This window comes from Serratia sp. NPDC087055 (assembly GCF_044900985.1).
GTDB lineage: Bacteria > Pseudomonadota > Gammaproteobacteria > Enterobacterales > Enterobacteriaceae > Serratia.
The window spans coordinates 416,775-438,465 of the sequence record NZ_JBJDOG010000003.1 but is presented as its reverse complement, the minus strand read 5'-3'; the positions used below and the strand labels follow the sequence as shown (position 1 = coordinate 438,465).

Annotated in this window: 16 protein-coding genes and 1 rRNA gene; 11 read left to right on the top strand and 6 right to left on the bottom strand. The window is 55.3% G+C overall.

Annotated elements, in window-relative coordinates:
* The 5 genes from rrf to aceK form a co-directional block, all read left to right on the top strand.
* Positions 1-98, top strand: a 5S ribosomal RNA gene (rrf, locus tag ACI2J2_RS18195); the annotation flags it as partial.
* A 197-nt stretch (positions 99-295) separates the two neighbouring features.
* A complete protein-coding gene (metA, locus tag ACI2J2_RS18190) occupies positions 296-1,225 on the top strand; it encodes a homoserine O-succinyltransferase (RefSeq protein ID WP_209636939.1) in 930 nt (309 codons plus the stop codon).
* Between the two features lie 386 nt (positions 1,226-1,611).
* Positions 1,612-3,210, top strand: a complete 1,599-nt coding sequence (gene aceB, locus ACI2J2_RS18185) for a malate synthase A (protein ID WP_404760564.1) — start codon at positions 1,612-1,614, stop codon at positions 3,208-3,210.
* A gap of 46 nt (positions 3,211-3,256) precedes the next feature.
* Positions 3,257-4,564 carry an isocitrate lyase gene (aceA, locus tag ACI2J2_RS18180; protein ID WP_209636943.1) on the top strand — a complete coding sequence of 436 codons (1,308 nt, stop codon included), beginning with the start codon at positions 3,257-3,259 and terminating at the stop codon, positions 4,562-4,564.
* A gap of 70 nt (positions 4,565-4,634) precedes the next feature.
* Positions 4,635-6,389, top strand: a complete 1,755-nt coding sequence (gene aceK / locus ACI2J2_RS18175; protein ID WP_209636945.1) for a bifunctional isocitrate dehydrogenase kinase/phosphatase — start codon at positions 4,635-4,637, stop codon at positions 6,387-6,389.
* 31 nt (positions 6,390-6,420) lie between these two features.
* Here aceK and ACI2J2_RS18170 read toward each other — a convergent pair whose 3' ends face one another.
* The 5 genes from ACI2J2_RS18170 to iclR form a co-directional block, all read right to left on the bottom strand.
* Complete coding sequence (locus ACI2J2_RS18170) at positions 6,421-7,062, bottom strand: bifunctional 4-hydroxy-2-oxoglutarate aldolase/2-dehydro-3-deoxy-phosphogluconate aldolase (protein WP_209636947.1); 642 nt, start codon at positions 7,060-7,062, stop codon at positions 6,421-6,423.
* 55 nt (positions 7,063-7,117) lie between these two features.
* A complete protein-coding gene (edd, locus tag ACI2J2_RS18165; RefSeq protein WP_404760563.1) occupies positions 7,118-8,932 on the bottom strand; it encodes a phosphogluconate dehydratase in 1,815 nt (604 codons plus the stop codon).
* A 103-nt stretch (positions 8,933-9,035) separates the two neighbouring features.
* A complete protein-coding gene (gene gntU, locus ACI2J2_RS18160) occupies positions 9,036-10,373 on the bottom strand; it encodes a gluconate transporter (RefSeq protein ID WP_265556926.1) in 1,338 nt (445 codons plus the stop codon).
* The gene (gene gntK / locus ACI2J2_RS18155; protein WP_404760562.1) at positions 10,370-10,909 is read right to left on the bottom strand and encodes a gluconokinase; all 540 of its coding nucleotides are present in this window, start codon (positions 10,907-10,909) and stop codon (positions 10,370-10,372) included. Before gntK ends, gntU begins: the two co-directional genes overlap by 4 nt.
* Before the next feature lie 244 nt (positions 10,910-11,153).
* Positions 11,154-11,984, bottom strand: a complete 831-nt coding sequence (iclR, locus tag ACI2J2_RS18150; RefSeq protein ID WP_209636954.1) for a glyoxylate bypass operon transcriptional repressor IclR — start codon at positions 11,982-11,984, stop codon at positions 11,154-11,156.
* A 257-nt stretch (positions 11,985-12,241) separates the two neighbouring features.
* Between iclR and metH the strand changes: the two genes are divergently transcribed.
* Entirely contained in the window at positions 12,242-15,922 is a 3,681-nt protein-coding gene (gene metH / locus ACI2J2_RS18145) for a methionine synthase (RefSeq protein ID WP_404760561.1), read from the top strand.
* A gap of 36 nt (positions 15,923-15,958) precedes the next feature.
* Here the strand turns inward: metH and ACI2J2_RS18140 are convergent, their stop codons facing one another.
* Complete coding sequence (locus tag ACI2J2_RS18140) at positions 15,959-16,669, bottom strand: UTRA domain-containing protein (protein ID WP_404760560.1); 711 nt, start codon at positions 16,667-16,669, stop codon at positions 15,959-15,961.
* A 305-nt stretch (positions 16,670-16,974) separates the two neighbouring features.
* On the opposite strand from ACI2J2_RS18140, the gene ACI2J2_RS18135 reads away from it, so the two are divergent.
* The 5 genes from ACI2J2_RS18135 to ACI2J2_RS18115 are packed head-to-tail and all read left to right on the top strand — an operon-like array spanning position 16,975 to position 21,496.
* Positions 16,975-18,036, top strand: coding sequence for an ABC transporter substrate-binding protein (locus ACI2J2_RS18135; protein WP_404760559.1), 1,062 nt, complete (start codon positions 16,975-16,977; stop codon positions 18,034-18,036).
* Between the two features lie 11 nt (positions 18,037-18,047).
* Complete coding sequence (locus tag ACI2J2_RS18130; protein WP_209636962.1) at positions 18,048-18,845, top strand: alkaline phosphatase family protein; 798 nt, start codon at positions 18,048-18,050, stop codon at positions 18,843-18,845.
* Positions 18,846-18,856: 11 nt separating this feature from the next.
* Complete coding sequence (locus ACI2J2_RS18125; protein ID WP_404760558.1) at positions 18,857-19,696, top strand: ABC transporter permease; 840 nt, start codon at positions 18,857-18,859, stop codon at positions 19,694-19,696.
* A 17-nt stretch (positions 19,697-19,713) separates the two neighbouring features.
* Complete coding sequence (locus tag ACI2J2_RS18120) at positions 19,714-20,499, top strand: ABC transporter permease (RefSeq protein WP_209636966.1); 786 nt, start codon at positions 19,714-19,716, stop codon at positions 20,497-20,499.
* 4 nt (positions 20,500-20,503) lie between these two features.
* The gene (locus ACI2J2_RS18115) at positions 20,504-21,496 is read left to right on the top strand and encodes an ABC transporter ATP-binding protein (protein ID WP_404760557.1); all 993 of its coding nucleotides are present in this window, start codon (positions 20,504-20,506) and stop codon (positions 21,494-21,496) included.
* Positions 21,497-21,691 lie beyond the last annotated feature (195 nt).

Here is a 21,691-nt window from a genome sequence, read left to right as displayed (position 1 = left end):
GTGGTCCCACCTGACCCCATGCCGAACTCAGAAGTGAAACGCCGTAGCGCCGATGGTAGTGTGGGGTCTCCCCATGCGAGAGTAGGACACTGCCAAGCATCAATTAAGCAAAAAGGCCATCCGCAAGGATGGCCTTTTTGCTTTGTATCAACCAAAAATGTAAGTTTCCCCCGCCTCTTCCCATGCAATGAAACATTTTCACCTTCCCGTTGAATACTCGACTTTGTGCTAAAAAAGCGTTATCTTCGGGCATCTAGAAGTCTAAACGTTTAAACGGATGTGTGAGGATTAAGCAATGCCGATTCGTGTTCCTGATGAGTTACCTGCAGTTAGTTTCTTGCGCAATGAGAATGTCTTTGTAATGACATCCTCACGGGCAAAAAACCAGGAAATCAGGCCGTTGAAAGTGCTGATCCTTAACCTGATGCCAAAGAAAATCGAGACGGAAAATCAGTTTTTACGCCTGCTTTCCAACTCTTCGCTGCAAATTGACATTCAGTTGTTACGTGTCGACAGCCGTGAATCGAAGAACACGCCTGCCGAGCATCTGAACAATTTTTACTGTGATTTTGAAGACATTCAGGATGAGAACTTTGATGGTCTGATAGTGACGGGGGCCCCGTTAGGACTGGTTGATTTTTGTGACGTGGCCTATTGGCCCCAGATTGAACGGGTTATCGATTGGGCAAAGAACCACGTGACGTCCACATTGTTCGTGTGTTGGGCCGTCCAGGCCGCATTGAATATTCTGTACGGTATCCCGAAGATGACGAGAGAGGTAAAGCTCTCTGGTGTTTATCAGCATCAAACACTGCAACAACATGCGCTGCTGACCCGTGGCTTTGATGACACCTTCCTGGCACCGCATTCACGCTATGCGGATTTCCCGACGGAAATTATTCGTCAGTACACGGATCTGGATATCTTGGCAGAGTCGGAGCAAACCGGGGCTTACTTATTTGCCAGCAAGGATAAACGACTGGCATTTGTAACCGGTCATCCGGAATATGATGCTTTAACGCTGGCTGGCGAGTATTGTCGTGATAACGAAGCCGGTCTTGATCCTGTTGTGCCACTGAATTACTTCCCCGACGACAACCCCGAACTCACACCAAAAGCCTCTTGGCGCAGCCATGGACACCTGTTGTTCACTAACTGGCTCAACTACTATGTTTACCAGATCACCCCGTACGATCTGCGTCATATGAACCCGACCCTCGAGTAACACTTCTTCCTTATCGGCGGCTGAATCGAGGCCGCCGACGTCATGCCTACCCAAAAAATCTTCCTTTATATCCTCCCAATTCCAGAAAAAACCATTCTATAACAAGCAATTAACCCTGTCTTTCTACATTAATGGAACCGGTTTCCTTACTCAGTATTGTTGTTGTTTTTATTAACCGATTGATAATTAAAGGTTAATAAAATATTTAATAATAAAATGGAAATCGTTTTTGATTTTTATTTATAGTTGAGTATTCTTAGATCCAGAAAGAAGACATCTGACCAGTTGAGGATCCTTTTATTCGTCCTGATCCGTACTGATTTCTGATGAAGATGCGCCGTCTTGGCTTACAGCAACGGTGCGTAATGATGGGAAGGAGCAAGACAATGACGCAACAGATAGTAGGCACGGAGTTAACGTTTACGCAGGGTTTTGGCGCTGCTGAGCGGCAGGTGTTGACGGATGACGCGGTCGAATTCCTGGCGGAACTGGTGAGTAAGTTTACTCCACAGCGCAACAAGCTTTTGGCTGCGCGCGCCTGCTGGCAACAAAAGATCGATCAAGGCGAACTCCCTAGTTTCATTTCGGAAACTGATTCCATTCGTAATGGCGAGTGGAAGATCCGCGGTATACCCGAGGATCTGCGCGACCGTCGGGTCGAGATCACCGGTCCGGTTGAACGCAAGATGGTAATCAACGCCCTGAATGCCAATGTGAAGGTATTTATGGCGGACTTTGAAGACTCACTGGCGCCAAGCTGGGACAAAGTGATCGACGGCCAAATCAATCTTCATGACGCGGTGAACGGCACCATCTCTTATACCAACGACGCTGGAAAAATTTATCAGCTGAAGCCTAACCCTGCGGTCTTGATTGCCCGAGTGCGTGGTTTACACCTGCCGGAAAAACATGTGCTGTGGCAGGGGGAAGCCATCCCCGGTGGCCTGTTCGACTTCGCGCTGTATTTCTTTCACAACTATCGTCAATTGCTGGCCAAAGGCAGCGGCCCTTATTTCTATCTGCCAAAAACCCAGTCTTGGCAGGAAGCGGCTTGGTGGAGTGAGGTCTTCAGCTTTACCGAAGATCGTTTTGATCTGCCGCGTGGCACCATTAAGGCGACGGTGCTGATCGAAACCTTGCCCGCGGTGTTCCAAATGGACGAGATCCTGTATCACCTGCGAGATCATATTGTTGGGCTGAACTGTGGCCGCTGGGATTACATCTTCAGCTATATCAAAACGTTGAAAAATCATGCTGACCGGGTATTGCCGGATCGTCAGTCGGTCACTATGGACAAATCATTCCTCAGCGCCTATTCCCGGTTGCTGATCAAGACTTGCCACAAGCGCGGTGCTTTCGCGATGGGCGGCATGGCGGCGTTTATCCCAAGTAAAGACGCCGAGAAGAATGCCTGGGTGTTGAATAAGGTACGGGCGGATAAAGAGCTGGAGGCCAATAACGGCCATGATGGCACCTGGGTAGCGCATCCAGGGCTGGCAGATACCGTTATGGACGTGTTCAGCCGGGTGCTCGGCGAACGCCGTAACCAATTGGAAGTGCTGCGTGAAAATGATGCGCCGATCAGTGCTGCACAGTTGCTGGAACCCTGTGAGGGTGAACGAACCGAAGCGGGCATGCGCGCCAATATCCGCGTGGCGGTGCAATACATCGAAGCTTGGATCTCTGGCAATGGCTGCGTACCGATTTACGGCCTGATGGAGGATGCGGCAACGGCGGAAATTTCCCGTACCTCAATCTGGCAGTGGATCCATCATGAAAAATCTCTCAGCAATGGGCAATTAGTCACTAAAGCACTGTTCCGTCAGATGCTGGCCGAAGAAGTTCTCGTTATCCAAGAAGAACTCGGTGAGCAACGTTTTAGCCATGGGCGTTTTACCGAGGCCGCACGCCTGATGGAGACAATCACGATTTCGGATGAGCTGATCGATTTCCTGACGTTACCTGGCTATGAGCTCCTGGCCTAAATCTGTTCCTGACCATTAACCCTACATTATTGAAAAGGATAAAATTATGTCTACCTCTCGTGCTCAACAGATTCAACAATTGGAACAGGAATGGAAATCGGCCCGCTGGGAAGGTATCACCCGTCCGTACAGTGCAGAAGATGTCATTAATCTGCGTGGTTCGGTTAACCCGGCTTGTACACTGGCGCAAAACGGTGCCGCCAAGCTGTGGGAGCTACTGCACGGTAAATCACGCAAGGGTTATGTCAACAGCCTGGGCGCGTTGACGGGCGGCCAGGCGCTGCAACAGGCCAAGGCGGGTATTGAGGCAATCTACCTGTCTGGCTGGCAGGTGGCGGCGGATGCCAATACCGCGTCTGCAATGTACCCGGACCAATCGCTCTATCCTGTTGATTCTGTTCCGGCAGTGGTTGAGCGGATCAACAATACCTTCCGCCGCGCGGATCAGATCCAGTGGGCTAATAAAATTGAGCCGGGCAGCAAAGGTTACACCGACTATTTCCTGCCGATTGTTGCCGATGCCGAAGCCGGTTTTGGTGGCGTGCTGAATGCTTTTGAATTGATGAAAGCAATGATTGAAGCCGGTGCTGCCGGGGTTCACTTTGAAGATCAACTGGCCGCGGTGAAGAAGTGCGGTCATATGGGCGGCAAAGTGCTGGTGCCAACCCAGGAAGCGATCCAAAAACTGGTTGCTGCCCGTTTGGCGGCAGACGTACTCGGCGTACCGACGCTGGTCATCGCACGTACTGATGCGGATGCCGCAGATTTGCTGACCTCCGACTGCGATCCTTACGACAGCGAGTTCGTGTCCGGCGAACGCACCGCCGAAGGCTTCTTCCGCACCCATGCAGGCATTGAGCAAGCGATCAGCCGTGGTCTGGCGTACTGCCCCTACGCTGATCTGGTGTGGTGCGAAACCTCGACCCCGGATTTGGAGGCAGCCAAGCGTTTTGCCGATGCAATTCATGCCAAATTCCCAGGAAAGCTGTTGGCGTACAACTGTTCACCGTCATTCAACTGGAAAAAGAATCTGGACGATCAGACTATCGCCCGTTTCCAGCAGGAGCTGTCGGCGATGGGCTACAAGTACCAATTCATCACGCTGGCGGGCATCCACAGCATGTGGTTCAACATGTTTGACCTGGCACACGCTTATGCACAGGGCGAGGGCATGAAGCACTACGTCGAGAAAGTCCAGCAGCCGGAGTTCGATGCCGTGGCTCGCGGTTATACCTTTGCTTCACACCAACAGGAAGTGGGCACCGGTTACTTCGACAAGGTGACCACCATTATTCAGGGCGGAGCTTCTTCGGTAACGGCATTGACCGGTTCGACGGAAGAGCAGCAGTTCTGATGCAGTCACGCTGATAATAGGTACCCCAGAGCCTGCTTATGCAGGCTCTGTTTCCTGGCGGGAGGTAAGGATGGCGGCAAAACTGGAGCTGTTGATCGCACAGACGATCCTACAGGGCTTTGATGCACAATATGGCCGCTTCCTGGAAGTGACTGCCGGTGCGCAGCAGCGTTTTGAACGGGCTGATTGGCCGGCGGTGCAGCTGGCGATGAAAAAGCGTATCCACCTGTATGACCATCATGTGGGTCTGGTGGTGGAGCAGTTGAAATGCATCACCGGGCAAAAGTATTTTGACGCGGATTTCCCGAGTCGGGTGAAAGCGGTATATATCGATCTGCTGCCGGAGTACCCGCGCTTTGAGATTGCCGAAAGCTTCTTCAATTCAGTCTACTGCCGTTTATTCAGGCACCGAGATCTGACGCCGGAAAAGCTGTTTGTGTTCAGTTCTCAGCCGGAAGGGCGCTTTCGTGATATCCCGCGCCCGCTCTCACGGGATTTCACCGCCAATGGCGATCTGTCGGAGATGTTATATACCCTGCTGACCGATTTGCCTTTGCGACTGCCGTGGGAAAACGTATCGCGCGATATTGATTACATTACGCTCGCGTTGCAGCAGAACTTCAGTGCACAGCAATTGGCTGGTGCAACGTTCCAGATTGCCAATGAGTTGTTTTATCGTAACAAGGCGGCGTGGCTGGTCGGGAAGCTGCGTGTGGCAGACAGGGTCTATCCTTTCCTGCTGCCGATTCATCACAGTGATTCCGGCGCATTGTTTATCGATACCTGCCTGACCAGCAAGGCGGAAGCCAGCATCGTGTTTGGTTTTGCCCGGTCGTATTTCATGGTGTACGCCCCCCTTCCAGCCGCCATGGTCGAATGGTTGCGCGAGATCTTGCCGAGTAAGACGACCGCCGAGCTGTATATGGCCATCGGCTGCCAGAAACACGGAAAAACAGAATGTTACCGCGAATACCTGACGTTTATGGCGGGTTCTCAAGAGCAGTTCATTATTGCCCCTGGGGTCAAAGGTATGGTGATGCTGGTGTTTACCCTGCCGTCGTTTGATCGGGTGTTCAAGGTGATCAAAGACGAGTTCGCGCCGCAAAAAGAGGTCACGCAGGCACAGGTCATGGCCTGCTATCAGTTGGTAAAAGAGCACGACCGTGTCGGGCGCATGGCCGATACCCAGGAATACGAAAATTTTATCGTCGACAAGGCGCGTCTCAGTCCGGAGCTCTTGGCCGAATTACAACGAGAAGTGCCGGACAAGCTGGAGGATCTGGGCGATCGCATCGTGATCAAACACCTGTACATGGAACGACGCATGACGCCGCTGAATTTGTATCTTGAGCAGGCCAATGAGCAACAGATGCGCGACGCAATTGAAGAATACGGTAATGCGATCAAGCAATTGGCCGCCGCCAATATTTTTCCCGGCGATATGCTGTTCAAGAACTTCGGCGTGACCCGACACGGACGGGTGGTGTTCTATGACTATGATGAGATTTGCTATATGACCGAGGTGAATTTCCGCGATATACCGCCGCCGCGTTACCCAGAAGATGAGCTGGCTAACGAGCCATGGTATAGCGTGTCGCCGAATGATGTGTTTCCAGAGGAGTTCAGGCATTTCCTGTGTGGCGACCGCCGTATCCGGCAGGTGTTTGAAGAGATGCACAGCGATCTGTTTGAGGCCAACTATTGGCGCGGGCTACAGCAACGTATTCGCGATGGCCATGTGGAAGACGTCTTTGCTTACCGCAAAAAACGACGTTTCAGCCAACGCAGCGGTGTGGCGTTGCCCGCGACATCGGCAACGGCCTAAGGGCGCGGTTGGTATACCGCGCCCGATACGATTAGGCTTTCGCACCTGCAACGGCGGCACGTGCCAATTCGGTGATGCGTGCGTAGTCGCCTTTTTCTAAGGCATCTGCCGGCACCAGCCAGGAACCGCCGATGCACAGCACGCTTTTCAGCGCCAGGTAGTCACGGTAGTTACTCGGTGAAATGCCGCCGGTTGGACAGAAGCGCACCTGTGGGAATGGGCCGCCGATCGCCTGCAGTGCTTTTACGCCCCCGTTGGCTTCTGCCGGGAAGAATTTAAACTCACGCAGGCCGTGGTCCATGCCCAACATCAGTTCCGAGACGGTGCAGATGCCGGGAATTAACGGGATCGAACCCGCGGTAGCTGCCTTCAGCAAATCGGCGGTCAGTCCCGGGCTGATGGCAAACTGCGCGCCAGCGTCGGTCACTTCCTGCAGCTGCTGCGCGTTAATGACGGTACCGGCCCCGATAATTGCGTCTGGTACTTCTTTGGCAATGGCGCGAATCGCATCCATCGCGCAAGCGGTGCGCAGCGTCACTTCCAATACACGTACGCCACCGGCAACCAGGGCTTTTGCCAACGGCACCGCGTGCTCCAGTTTGTTGATGACAATCACCGGTACCACTGGGCCTGACATCAGGATCTGCTCTGCGCTTGTTTTCCAATTGTTCATTAACGGTTTTCTCCAGTTTGACCGCCGCCGTTGGGCTACACGGCCATGCGACGGGTTAAAATTTAATGCAGCAGGCGCCTTGTTCAGCACCGGAAAGCTGGCTGCGTAAGGCACCGAACAGTTCACGGCCACAGCCGATATGTTCCGCACTTAGGTCAGGCTGATAAGGGGCGCGCTTAGCCAAAATGTCGGCATCGACCAATAATGCCAATTCGCCGGTGCGGCCGTTCACGCGGATCACGTCGCCGTTTTGCACCTTGGCGAGCATGCCGCCGGTGTAAGCTTCCGGGGTCACGTGGATGGCAGAAGGGACTTTGCCGGAAGCGCCGGACAGGCGGCCATCGGTGACCAGCGCGACTTTAAATCCGCGGTCCATCAGCACGCCAAGCGGCGGCATAAGTTTGTGCAACTCGGGCATACCATTGGCCTGTGGCCCCTGGAAGCGGACAACCACCACGCAATCGCGATCCAACTTGCCAGCTTCAAACGCCGGTACGATGTCATGTTGGCTTTCAAAGACGACTGCCGGCGCTTCGATAATCTGGTTGTCTGCCGGGACCGCCGAGGTTTTCATGACGGCTCGGCCAAGGTTGCCGGCCAATACCTTGGTGCCGCCGTGGTGTTCAAAAGGCTCGGCGATGCTGGCGATCACTTGGGTATCGAGTGAATGATCCACGCCTTCACGCCAGGCCAACTGGCCGTTATCCAGCCACGGTTCTTGGGTGTAACGCTGTAGACCAAAGCCGGCAACGGTGTGTACGTCCTCGTGCAGCAGGCCGTGCTTAAGCAGCTCGCGCACCACCAGTGCGACGCCGCCTGCGGCTTGGAATTGGTTGATGTCCGCCGGGCCATTCGGATAGATGCGGCACAGCAGCGGCACGGCGTCTGACAACTCGGAGAAGTCATCCCAGTTAATGATAATTCCGGCTGCGCGAGCCATCGCCACCATATGCATGGTCAGGTTGGTAGAGCCGCCGGTGGCCAGTAGCGCAATAATGCCGTTCACCACCACTTTTTCATCCACCAGTTGGCCAATTGGCAGGTAGTTGCCTGCGGTTTCGGTCAGGCGGGTCACCTGACGCGCAGCGGCATCGGTGAGTGCATTGCGCAGTGGCGTATCCGGGTGAACAAAGGAGGCTCCTGGCAGGTGCAGACCCATCACTTCCATGACCATTTGGTTAGTATTGGCGGTGCCGTAGAAGGTACAGGTGCCGATGCCATGATAAGACGCTGCCTCGGCCTCCAGCAACGCCAGGCGATCGGCTTTGCCTTCGGCGTAAAGTTGGCGTACGCGCACTTTCTCTTTGTTCGGCAAGCCGCTGCTCATCGGGCCGGCTGGCACAAACAGCGACGGTAAATGACCAAAGGACAGGGCAGACATCACCAAGCCTGGCACGATTTTGTCGCAAATACCGAGGAACAACGCGCCGTCGAACATATTGTGTGACAGGCCGATGGCGGAGGACATGGCGATCACGTCACGGCTCATCAGCGACAGCTCCATACCATCCTGACCCTGGGTCACACCGTCGCACATTGCCGGAACACCACCGGCCACCTGACCAACCGCGCCTACCGCATGCAATGCCTGCTTTAGCCGTTGCGGATAGTTTTCGTAAGGCTGGTGGGCGGACAGCATATCGTTATAGGCGGTGATGATGGCGATATCGCTGCGCACCATATTTTTCAGCGAGGTTTTGTCATCCGGTTGGCAGGCAGCGAAGCCGTGCGCCAGGTTGCCGCAGGCCAGTTGTGCGCGGTGTACGGTGTGTGAGCGAGCTGCATCAATGCGTGCCAGGTAGGCGGTGCGGCTCTGTTTAGAACGGTCGATAATGCGTTGTGTGACACGGGACAGGATTGGATTGATCATACCTTCCTCACATGGCTATTGTTATATATGCCGCCTGTGGCGGTGCCCCCGGTGTGGAATTGCAGCCCTGGTGTGCAAAGGCCGGGGGCGATGTTGTGGGTATTTAAAACAGCGTGAAAGCAATCATGCCGATGATGCCACCCACGCTACCCAGAATGGTTTCCATTACCGTCCAGGTTTTCAGCGTTTGCAGCTCATTGGCGCCGGTAAATTTACCGAACAACCAGAAACCGGCATCGTTGACGTGGCTGAGTACGATGGACCCGCCGGCAATACAGATAGCCAACGCGGCCAGTTGCCCGCCGCCGAGGCCCAATTGGCTGGTTACCGGTAGCACCAGGCCGACAGTGGTCAAACAGGCTACGGTGGCAGATCCTTGAATGACGCGTACCATGGCGGACAGCGCGAAAGCGGCCACGGCGATCGGCAAGCCGGTGCCGATCATGGCGTCACCCAAGGCAGGGCCAACGCCGGAATCCACCAAAATTTGTTTGAAGACGCCACCAGCGCCCGTCATCAGCAGGATAATCCCGGCAGGCTGCACCGCCGCAGAGCAGATGGCCAGCGTTTGTTCGTTGGTCATGCCGCGCGGTTTTGCCAGGCCGTAAATCACAATCAGGCAGGCGATCAAAATGGCCGTAAACGGGTGGCCAATAAACTCCAGCCACTGTTGTAACTGTGAGCCTGGCGTTACCAGACGGGCACCAATGGTCTTCATACCGACCAACACCAGTGGGCAGAGAACCAACGCCAGACTAAGGCCAAATGACGGCAAGTTGGCGGTGTTCAGCGTCGGCTCGTTTTCATCCTTCGGCATTGACCAGTTAACGTAACGGCTGATAAAGCTGCCGTATAATGGGCCTGCAATCAGCATGCCGAGGACTGCGGCGACCAGGCCGATGGCAATCATCCAGCCGAAGTCGGCCTTCATTTGTGAGGCCAGCAGCATCGGTACCGGCCCCGGCAGCAAGAATGACGCGGCGGCGGCGACGCCGGCAAACAGGGGAATGGCCAGCTTAACGATGTTGCCGTCGGTGCGGCGCGCTACGGCAAACACGATGCCGATCAGTAGCACCACGGCTACGTCAAAAAACAGCGGCAGGGCACAGATCAATCCGGCAATGCCGAGTGCGTAATGGGCTTTACTTTGGCCGAAACGTTTCAGCAAATGTGCCGCAATTTGATCGAGCGCACCGACTTCATGCAGTATCTTACCGAACATCGCGCCCAACGCGACGACAATAGCCAGGAAGCCCAGCGTATCGCCCATACCTTTCTGCATGGTATCGGCGATGCGGTCCAGCGGCATGCCGGAGAAAATACCTGCGGCAATAGACACCAGCATTAACGCGACGAAGGCGTGCATGCGCGCCTTCATCACCAAAAACAGCAGTAAAAGAACCGAGCCGACTGCAGTACCGACCAGCGTTACAGTATTCACGCGCAGACGTCCTGTGGCAGGAAGCTCTGAATGTGCTTCAGGGTATCGGCGATAACGCCTTCCAGGGGTTGGTTGATGTCGACGGACATGACGTCGCTCTCGTCGGCCCCCGGCTGTTCCAGCGCGGCAAACTGTGTCACCAGCATCTGTGGTTTAAAGAAGTGGCCATTACGGGCCGCCAGACGGGCTTCGATAATCGGGAAATCACCGTGCAAGTAGATGAACGACAAATTGCCATTACCGGCGCGCAGGCGATCGCGGTAGTGTTTTTTCAGCGCTGAACAGACGATAACCGAAACATTATTCGTGCGTTGCATGGCGAAAGCGGCGTCGTTGAGTGCGGCCAGCCAGGGGGCACGGTCGTCATCGTTGAGTGGTTCGCCAGCGGCCATTTTTAGGATGTTGCTGCGGGGGTGCAGAAAATCACCGTCGAGGAACCCGGCAGACAGCTGGCGGGCGGCGGCGGCGGCCACGGCGGACTTACCGCTGCCGGAAACGCCCATAATGACGTAAATACGGTTTTGATTATTGGTCATGGCTTAGCTCCAAAACGACACGTGGCGTTACCGCACGCTTGTTGTTACCGGTAACATGTTATCGGTAACATTGTCGGAGGAAGTTTCGCCAGTTGCAATCGCCTTTAACAGGCAGGATCGTTAACTGTGATCGGCTTCAAGTTTTTACTGGGCGAGAGAAACAGGATCGGGGCAGCGTTTTACATGCTGACAACAACGAGAAAATCATGGGCGCAGAGTTTGCGCCCAGTGCCGGGAGTTACGCTTAACGTACGCCACCATACTCCAGGCTGATTTCTTTTGCTGCGTGGATCACCAATGCGCCCAGCTCGATCACCCGGTTGTCGGTGATGCGTGACACCGGACCGGAAATAGAGATAGCGGCAAAGGCCTCGCGATGTTCATCGAAGATGCAGGCCGCCACGCAACGCAGGCCGAGTGCATGTTCTTCGTCGTCAAACGAAAAGCCTTGTTTGCGGATTTGCGCCAACCCTTCCTTCAGGTTGTGCGGTGTCAGGGTGTGCTGAGTATAGGTTTGCATACCTTTCTTATGCAGCAGTTGGGTGACCTGCTCATCCGGCAGGGTAGAAAGAAAGGCTTTGCCGGCACCGGAAGCGTGCATCGGCAGTTTTCCGCCGATTGGCGCGGACATACGCATCAGCGCGGTGCATTGAACCTGATCGATAATAATCGCCTGGTACTCACTGGTATCCAGCACGGCCAGGTTGACGGTTTCGCCGGACTCTTCCATCAGGCGGCGTAGCGTTGGGTGTACCATGGCCAAGAGATTGCGGCTCTGCAAGAAGCTGCTGCCAACGACAAAGGCATGAGAACCGAGGGTCCACAGGCCTAAATCACCGACCTGCCGTACAAATCCTTGCTGTTGCATGGTGGTGAGCAACCGATGGGTCGTAGAGTTGGGTAACCCGGCTTGTTGAGCCAGATCGGTCAACGCGACGTTGCCCTGAGCTTCAGCAATGTATTCCAATAACTTCAGGCCACGGGTTAACGACTGCACCTGGCCGGTTGCCGCACTGGCGCTCGGGGATGCAGCACGGGGCTTTTTGCCACGCTTGGCGGGAGCAGGGGTGACCATAATCCACATTCCTTTTTCCGTATGATGGAATTCATTTTCGTTTTTTGCGTATGAATTGCAAGTCGTCAATCTGCTCATCGGATCTGTTACCCGCCAACCTGAAAAACTCTCAATTGCCGTGCGCCACTTTGCCCCTACAAGCTGTGCTAGGATGGTCGATACCCGTCGTCTTTCAAGCCGCAACTTGAAATCCATAGGGTATGCAACATTTGAGTGTCGGTGAAAGAGTGTGGCCTGAAAGATAAAGGGGATCATGGGTGACTAATCGAGTAGAACAACTGCGCCAGCAGTTAGCGCAGCGCATTTTAGTGTTGGACGGCGGCATGGGCACCATGATCCAGAGCTATCGTCTGGAAGAGAGCGACTTTCGCGGTGAGCGTTTTGCCGACTGGCAGAGCGATCTGAAAGGCAATAATGACCTGCTGGTGTTGACCAAGCCCGACGTGATCACCGCCATTCACTACGGCTACCTGGAAGCCGGGGCCGACATTCTCGAAACCAATACCTTCAACTCCACTTCTATCGCGATGGCCGACTACCATATGGAGTCGCTGTCCGCCGAGATTAACTATCAGGCCGCCTGCCTGGCACGTGCCTGTGCTAATGAGTGGACTGCGCGTACGCCAGAGCAACCGCGCTATGTGGCCGGGGTACTGGGCCCGACCAACCGCACTGCCTCTATTTCTCCGAACGTTAACGATCCGGCGTTCCGTAATGTTTCTTTCGATGAACTGGTGGACGCCTACCGCGAATCGACCCGTGCGCTGGTGGAAGGCGGCGTCGATCTGATTATGATCGAAACCATCTTCGATACCCTGAACGCCAAGGCTGCCGCCTTTGCGGTGGAAACCGAATTCGAAGCCTTGGGTGTCTCGCTGCCGATCATGATTTCCGGCACCATCACCGATGCCTCCGGCCGTACCCTGTCCGGGCAGACTACCGAAGCCTTCTATAACTCGATGCGTCACGTCAAGCCGCTGAGCTTTGGTCTGAACTGCGCGTTGGGCCCGGACGAACTGCGTCAATACGTTGCCGAACTGTCGCGTATCTCGGAAAGCTACGTCACTGCGCACCCCAACGCCGGTTTACCTAATGCGTTCGGTGAATACGATCTGGACGCGCAAGAGATGGCGAAACAGGTCGGCGAGTGGGCGCAGGCCGGCTTCCTGAATATTATCGGCGGCTGCTGCGGGACCACGCCGGAGCACATCGCCGCCATGGTCAAGGCCGTGGCGGGCGTGCCGCCGCGCCAACTGCCAGAGATCCCGGTAGCTTGCCGTCTGGCGGGTCTCGAACCCTTGAACATCGACGCCAAAACGTTGTTCGTCAACGTCGGTGAGCGTACCAACGTCACCGGTTCAGCGCGCTTCAAGCGATTGATCAAAGAAGAAAAATACAGTGAAGCGCTGGCCGTTGCCCGTCAGCAGGTGGAAAGCGGCGCTCAGATTATCGATATCAACATGGATGAGGGGATGCTCGACGCCGAAGCGGCTATGGTGCGTTTCCTTAACCTGATCGCTGGCGAGCCGGACATTGCCAGGGTGCCGATCATGATCGACTCCTCCAAATGGTCAGTGATCGAAAAGGGCCTGAAGTGCATCCAGGGCAAAGGTATCGTTAACTCTATCTCGATGAAAGAGGGCGAAGAGGCCTTTATTCACCATGCTAAACTGGTACGCCGTTATGGTGCTGCCGTCGTGGTGATGGCGTTTGACGAAGTGGGTCAGGCCGATACGCGTGAGCGCAAATTCGAGATTTGTCGCCGTGCCTATAAGATTTTGACCGAGCGTGTTGGTTTCCCGCCGGAAGACATTATTTTTGACCCGAACATTTTTGCCGTCGCTACCGGTATCGAAGAGCATAACAACTATGCCGTCGACTTTATCGAAGCGTGCGCCGACATCAAAACTCACCTGCCGCATGCGATGATTTCCGGCGGCGTGTCCAACGTGTCGTTTTCATTCCGCGGCAACGATCCGGTGCGTGAAGCGATCCACGCGGTATTCCTGTACCACGCGATCCGCAATGGTATGGACATGGGGATTGTTAACGCAGGACAACTGGCGATCTACGATGATCTGACTGCCGAGCTGCGTGATGCGGTAGAAGATGTGATCCTCAACCGCCGCGACGACGGGACCGAGCGCTTGCTGGAACTGGCGGAAAAATACCGCGGCAGCAAAGACAACGACGTGGCGGTGCAGCAGGCGGAATGGCGCGGTTGGGCAGTAGAAAAACGGCTGGAATACTCGCTGGTGAAAGGTATCACCGAGTTTATCGAGCTGGATACCGAAGAAGCCCGGCAGCGGGCGGATCGTCCGATCGAAGTGATCGAAGGGCCGCTGATGGCGGGCATGAACGTGGTTGGCGATCTGTTCGGCGAAGGCAAAATGTTCCTGCCGCAGGTGGTGAAGTCCGCTCGCGTAATGAAACAGGCGGTGGCCTATCTGGAACCCTACATTGAGGCCAGCAAGCAGAAAGGCTCTACGGCGGGCAAAATCCTGCTGGCGACGGTGAAGGGCGACGTGCACGACATCGGTAAAAACATCGTTGGTGTGGTGCTGCAGTGCAACAACTACGAAATTGTCGATCTGGGCGTGATGGTGCCGACGGAGAAAATCCTGAAGACTGCGCGTGAGCAGAACGTGGACATCATCGGCTTATCCGGGTTGATCACGCCGTCGTTGGACGAGATGGTCAACGTGGCGAAAGAAATGGAGCGTCAGGGCTTCACTCTGCCGTTGCTGATCGGCGGTGCGACGACCTCCAAGGCGCATACCGCCGTCAAGATCGAGCAGAACTACAGCGGCTCGACGACTTACGTGCAGAACGCATCCCGTACCGTGGGCGTGGTGTCGGCATTGCTTTCCGACACACAGCGCGACGATTTTGTGGCGCGAACCCGTAAAGAATATGAAACCGTGCGCATTCAGCACGCACGTAAAAAACCGCGCACTCCGCCGGTTGATCTGCAGAAAGCGCGCGATAACGCCATGGTGTTGGACTGGGAAAACTATCAGCCGCCAGTACCGAAGCAGTTGGGCGTCTACCCGGTCGAAGCCAGTATCGAGACGCTGCGCCAGTACATCGACTGGACACCGTTCTTTATGACCTGGTCGCTGGCGGGTAAATATCCGCGGATTTTGGAAGATGACGTGGTGGGCGAAGAGGCCAAACGGCTGTTCGCCGACGCCAACCAGATGCTGGATATGCTGGCCGCTAATGGCAGCCTCAACCCGCGCGGTGTGTACGGGCTGTTCCCGGCGAACCGGGTTGGTGACGACGTTGAAGTGTATCGCGACGAAAATCGCGAAGAGGTGCTGGTGGTCAGCCGCCATCTGCGCCAGCAAACGGAGAAAACCGATTTCCCGAACTACTGCCTGGCAGACTTTGTCGCGCCGAAAAGCAGCGGTAAGGCTGATTACTTCGGTGCTTTTGCCGTGACGGGGGGGCTGGAGGAAGATGAGCTGGCGGCGGCCTATGATGCACAACACGATGATTACAACAAAATCATGGTGAAAGCATTGTCGGATCGCCTGGCGGAGGCGTTTGCTGAATACCTGCATGAACAGGTGCGTAAGCTGCACTGGGGTTTTGCTACCGAAGAAAACCTGAGCAATGAAGAGCTGATCCGCGAAAATTATCAGGGTATCCGTCCGGCGCCGGGTTATCCGGCCTGTCCGGAGCACACCGAAAAAGCGGAAATTTGGCGCTTGCTGGACGTTAACCGCCATACCGGTATGGTGCTGACCGAATCTTTCGCCATGTGGCCAGGGGCAGCCGTGTCTGGTTGGTATTTCAGTCATCCGCAGAGCAAGTATTTTGCGGTGGCGCAGATCCAACGCGATCAGGTAGAGGATTACGCGACGCGTAAAGGCATGAGCGTCAGTGAGGTTGAACGCTGGTTAGCGCCTAACCTTGGCTACGACGCCGACTGATTCATCTTCTCTTTGGGGGGGCGGTTCGCGCCCCTGTCATTGCGCTTCCACGTCAATGTGCAGCGCGTCGTAACGCCAATACTCCAAATCACAATCAATCACCCGGTCGTGCTGATCGCGGTTAACCCGGGTAATAAACAGCGCCGGGCTGCCGTAGGTCACTTTGAGCATTTCTGCCGCTTCCTGTGGCAGCAGTGTCGGCAGCATATCGAAACGGACTCGCCCATAACGAATCCCATAGCGCTCGGCATACAGCCCTGTGAGCGACTGGGTTAAGTCTTCGTCCAAAATACCGGCAAAGTAGGCGGGATTAAGGTAATGCTCGCAGTACAACACCGCGCGGCCGTCGATATAGCGTAGCCGACGAATACGGTAAACCTTGGTGCCAGCCGGCAAAGTGAGCTTTTGACTCAAGGCAGCGCACAGCGGCACGGTGGCGGTGTCGATAACCTCTGTATGGGCATCACGCCCCTGTTGCTGCGCCATGGCATGAAAATGACTGCGCTGTAAGGGGTTATACACCAGCCGGGGCGGCGAGATAAACCAGCCGCGCCTGACCTGACGGTAAATGACACCCTGAGCCTCCAACTGGCCGAGCGCTTCCTGCAAGGTGATGCGGGTGGTGGAGAACTGTTCGCTCAGGGTGCGCTCAGAAGGCAGCTTGCCACCGGCGTTGAATTCCCCCTCGGCGATACGGGCAGCCAGTGTCTGGCAAATGGCTGCCACGGTTGTTGTTCCTTCACTCATGCCACAGATGCCCCATTTCAGTGCGTTTATACCCGTCGACTTTCAAGCTGCAGCGTCGCTTACCCCATTGACTGACTAAAGTAAGCGCCTGGGGACGAGTGATCTGGGCGCCTGGCCGCAACTTGACGTTCATAGGGTATGCCCCGCTAAAGGTAGACCAACGACAGGCTCCGGGACGCGCTAGATGCGATAAAAATGCTGCTTTTTTAGACTGACATATAATTATCACATTCGTCCGTTAGATTGGCTTGGTTCTTGCTGGACTAGTCCAGCGCCTCTACACACTACCACCCGGAGCATCAGTTATGAAACGTTTGTGCGCTTCTGTGTTAAGCAGTGCCATTGTACTGACCAGCCAGATGAGCTGGGCCGCAGATACCGATCTGGCGGCGTTGGAGCAGGCAGCCAAGAAAGAAGGTGAAGTTAGCAGTGTCGGCATGCCGGACAGCTGGGCAAACTGGAAAGGCACCTGGCAAGACTTGTTGAGCAAATATGGCCTGAAGCATGTCGATACCGACATGAGTTCAGCGCAGGAAATCGCCAAGTTCGATGCAGAGAAGGGCAACGCCACTGCGGATATTGGTGATGTGGGCGCGGCATTCGGTCCGATTGCGGTCCAGAAAGGGGTGACGCAGCCGTACAAACCCTCCACCTGGGATCAGGTACCGGCCTGGGCGAAGGACAAAGATGGCCACTGGGCGCTGGCCTACACGGGCACCATCGCCTTTATTATCAACAAACAACAAGTAAAAGAGATCCCGCACAGTTGGGCCGATCTGCTGAAGGGCACTTATCAGGTCACTATCGGTGATGTCGGCACTGCCTCGCAGGCGGCTAGCGGCGTGCTGGCGGCTACCTATGCCATGGGCGGTAATGAGAAGAACCTGAAGCCGGGCCTGGAATTTTTCGGCAAGCTGGCCAAGGCAGGGCGTTTGAGCCTGACTAACCCCGTGATCGCCTCGCTGGAAAAAGGTGAAGTGCAGGTTGGCGTGGTATGGGACTTTAACGGTCTGAATTACCGCGATCAGATCGACAAGACCCGTTTTGAAGTGCTGATCCCGTCTGACGGCTCCATCACTTCCGGCTACACCACCATCATCAACAAGTACGCCAAGCACCCGAACGCCGCCAAGCTGGCGCGTGAATACATTTTCTCTGATGCAGGCCAGATCAACTTGGCGCGTGGTTATGCCCGACCAATCCGTGCGGAGCATCTGACGCTGCCTGACGATGTAAAAGCCAAGCTGCTGCCAGCCGAACAGTATAAAAACGCTCACCCAATCGCCGATCCGGCTGCCTGGGAACAAAGCGCGAAAACGCTGCCGCGTCAGTGGCAGGAAAATGTCATTATGTTTATGCAGCAGTGAGTTAAGCCATCATGAAAACGATCCTCGTGCTGTTGGACGGTCTGAACTACCAGGTGGCGCATGACGCTATGGGTTATCTGCAGGCCGAATGTGCGGCAGGACGTGGACGGTTGTATCAAGTGGAGAGCGAGTTACCCTCGCTCTCCCGACCGCTGTATGAATGCATCCTCACCGGCGTGCCGCCGGTGGAGAGCGGTGTCGTGCATAACCAGGTGTCGCGTTTGTCGCACCAGCAAAGCGTGTTCCACTATGCGCGTGCTGCTGGCCTGACGACCGCTGCGGCCGCCTACCATTGGTTCAGTGAGTTATATAACCGTACCCCGTTCGACGCCGCGCGCGATCGCCATACCGACGATGCTGAATTACCGATCCAGCACGGCCATTTTTATTATGACGATCGCTACCCGGATTCCCATCTGTTTGATGACGCCGAAAGCTTACGCCTCCGCCATCAACCCGACTTTTTGCTGATTCACCCGATGAACATCGACGACGCAGGCCATCGCTTTGGTCTGTCTTCACCGCAATACCGCAATTCGGCCCGCAATGCCGACGGCGTGCTGTCGCGCTATTTGGCAGGCTGGTTAGCCGACGATTATCAGGTGATGATCACCGCCGATCACGGCATGAATGATGACCGCAGCCACGGCGGTGTTTTGCCCGAAGAGCGCCAGGTGCCGCTGTTTGTCTTTGGCAGTGCATTCAGCCAGAACGATGCCAACCCGCAGCAAACCGACCTGTGTGGCACGCTGTGTGAGGTGCTGCAAGTGACACACGACAAGCCGCGTTGCCGTGCGTTGTTGGTATAAGGGCGAATAACATGAAAGCTAAGTGGATTGCCGCGCTGTGCTTGCTGCCGTTCATCCTGTTGTTCGGCGCGTTCCAAATCGCACCGCTGGTATGGATTGCGGTCAACAGTTTTTTCAGCCAGAGCAGTGGCTGGGGGCTGGGCAACTATGTTGATGTGCTGACCTCGCCGTTCTATTTGCAGGCGTTTCAGTTCTCGCTGGAGATTTCCCTCTGGTCGAGCGTTTACGGACTGCTGATTGCATTAGTTGGCAGTTACTCACTGCGCCAGCTGGGCCAGACCCGATTTCATGACTTCGTGATGTCGTTCACTAACATGACCTGCAACTTTGCGGGCGTGCCGCTGGCGTTCGCCTTTGTCATTCTGCTGGGGCTAAATGGCTGCCTGACGTTGTTACTCCGTAAATACGGTTTGATGGAGGGGTTTAACCTTTACTCCAAAACCGGGCTTATCGTGCTTTACACCTACTTCCAGATCCCGTTGGGCGTGCTGCTGCTGTACCCGGCATTCGACGCATTGCGCGAAGACTGGCGTGAATCAGCGTCGTTGCTGGGGGCCAGCCCGTGGCGCTATTGGCGACATATTGGCCTGCCCGTGCTGGCACCGGCGTTGATGGGCACCTTTGTCATTCTGCTGGCGAATGCGCTGGGCGCTTATGCCACGGTATACGCGCTGACCACCGGTAATTTCAACGTGATTCCGATCCGTATTTCGGCATTGGTCGCGGGGGATATTTCCCTTGATCCTAATCTGGCCAGTGCGCTGGCGATGCTGTTGGTGGCGATGATGGCGTTCATCACCTTGATTCACCAATGGCTATTACGTCGGAGCTACCTCAATGCACGCTCATAACGTTCTGGAGGGCCGACATGTCCCGTTTTGAAACCGGTTATCACCGCGTGGTGAGCAGCTTACTGCTGCTGATCCTGCTGTTGCCGCTGGCGGCGACGCTGATTTACGCACTGGCTACCCAATGGGGCGCCACCATCCTGCCGGACGGTTTGACCCTGAAATGGCTGGTCGCGCTATGGAGCGATCCGCGCTTCTTGCTGGCGTTGTGGCATTCGCTATTGATTTGTTTCGGCACCCTGGTGCTGGCGGTGGCAGTGATATTGCCGATGATGTTTGTTATTGCTTACTACTTCCCAAAATTGGATGCCGTGATGAACGTGCTGATTCTGCTGCCGTTCGCTGTCCCGCCGGTGGTGTCCGCGGTGGGGTTGATGCAACTGTTTGCCACCGATCCGCTGCCGTTGCTCGGAACGCCGTGGATCCTGATCGGTTGCTACTTCGCCATTGCGCTGCCGTTTATTTACCGTGCTATCAGCAACAACATGCAGGCGATTAACCTACGGGATCTGATGGATGCTGCACATCTGCTAGGTGCCAGCACCTGGCAAGCCGCACTGTTGGTGGTGCTGCCTAATCTGCGCAAGGGCGGCATGATTGCCGTTTTGCTGTCGTTCTCTTTCCTGATTGGCGAATTTGTTTTCGCCAACCTGCTGGTGGGTAGCCAATATGAAACGCTGCAGGTCTACCTCTATAACATGCGTAACGGCAGCGGCCATTTTACCAGCGCACTGGTCATTTCTTATTTCGCCGTGGTGCTGATTGTTACCTGGTTGGCGAATTTACTGAATAAAACTAAGGGTTAACCGCATGGCTTATCTCAACGTCACCCGACTTAACAAACACTACGGCCAAACCCAGGTGTTTCAAGATATCGACTTCACCGCTGAGGAAGGGGAATTTGTCACCCTGCTCGGGCCGAGCGGCTGCGGCAAATCCACGCTACTGCGCTGCCTGGCGGGGCTGACGTCAGTCGATAGCGGACAGATAGTGCTGCAAGGTCAGGATCTGGTGCCGGTGCCGCCGCAAAAACGCGGTATTGGCATGGTGTTCCAAAGCTATGCGTTGTTTCCGAACATGACTGTTGAAGGCAATGTGGCGTTTGGCCTGAAGATGCAAAAATTGGGCGGTGCGCAGATCCAACAGCGGGTGCAGGAAGTCCTGGCGTTGGTGGAGTTGACCGAGCTGGCCAAGCGTTATCCACATCAGCTTTCCGGTGGCCAGTGCCAAAGGGTGGCACTGGCGCGCTCGCTGGTGACGCGCCCGCGGTTGTTGTTGCTCGATGAGCCACTCTCGGCGCTGGATGCCAGGATCCGCAAACATCTGCGTGAACAGATCCGCCGGATCCAGCGCGAACTGAACCTGACGGCGATCTTCGTCACCCACGATCAGGAGGAGGCGTTAACGCTGTCGGATCGCATTGTGCTGATGAACAAAGGGCAAATTGTGCAAAGCGGCGATGCGGAAACCCTGTATACCCAGCCGGCCGATGTCTTCGCCGCCGGATTCATCGGCAATTACAATGTGTTAAGTGCTGAACAGGCGTCTGTTTTGACCGGCAGCGCATACCACGGTAAGGTGGCTGTTCGCCCGGAGTCCATTGGCATACTCCCGGTAGGGCAGGGAATTGCTGCGGTAATCCTGAACCACAGCCTGCTGGGCAATGTAGTACGTTATCGCGTGCAGGTGCGTGGTGTTGAGCTGCTGGTGGACGTGCTTAACCGTTCAGTCGCTGATTTGCATGCTGACGGCAGCGAAATTGGGCTACACTTAGAAACTGTTACATTACGGGAAGTTGCATGACATCGCTGCGGCATTCAATGATAACTCCAGGGTAATTCCTGCCGTTGCGTTAACCCTCCAATAGCGGTCTGCAGCCTGTTGCCGCTGTCCTGCCCTATGCACGCCTGGCAGGCAGGATAGCTTGCTATACCCGTCGCTTTTCACGCAGCAGATGTGTTGGCCGCAGGGTTTCACCCCCAGCCACTTACTTGAGTA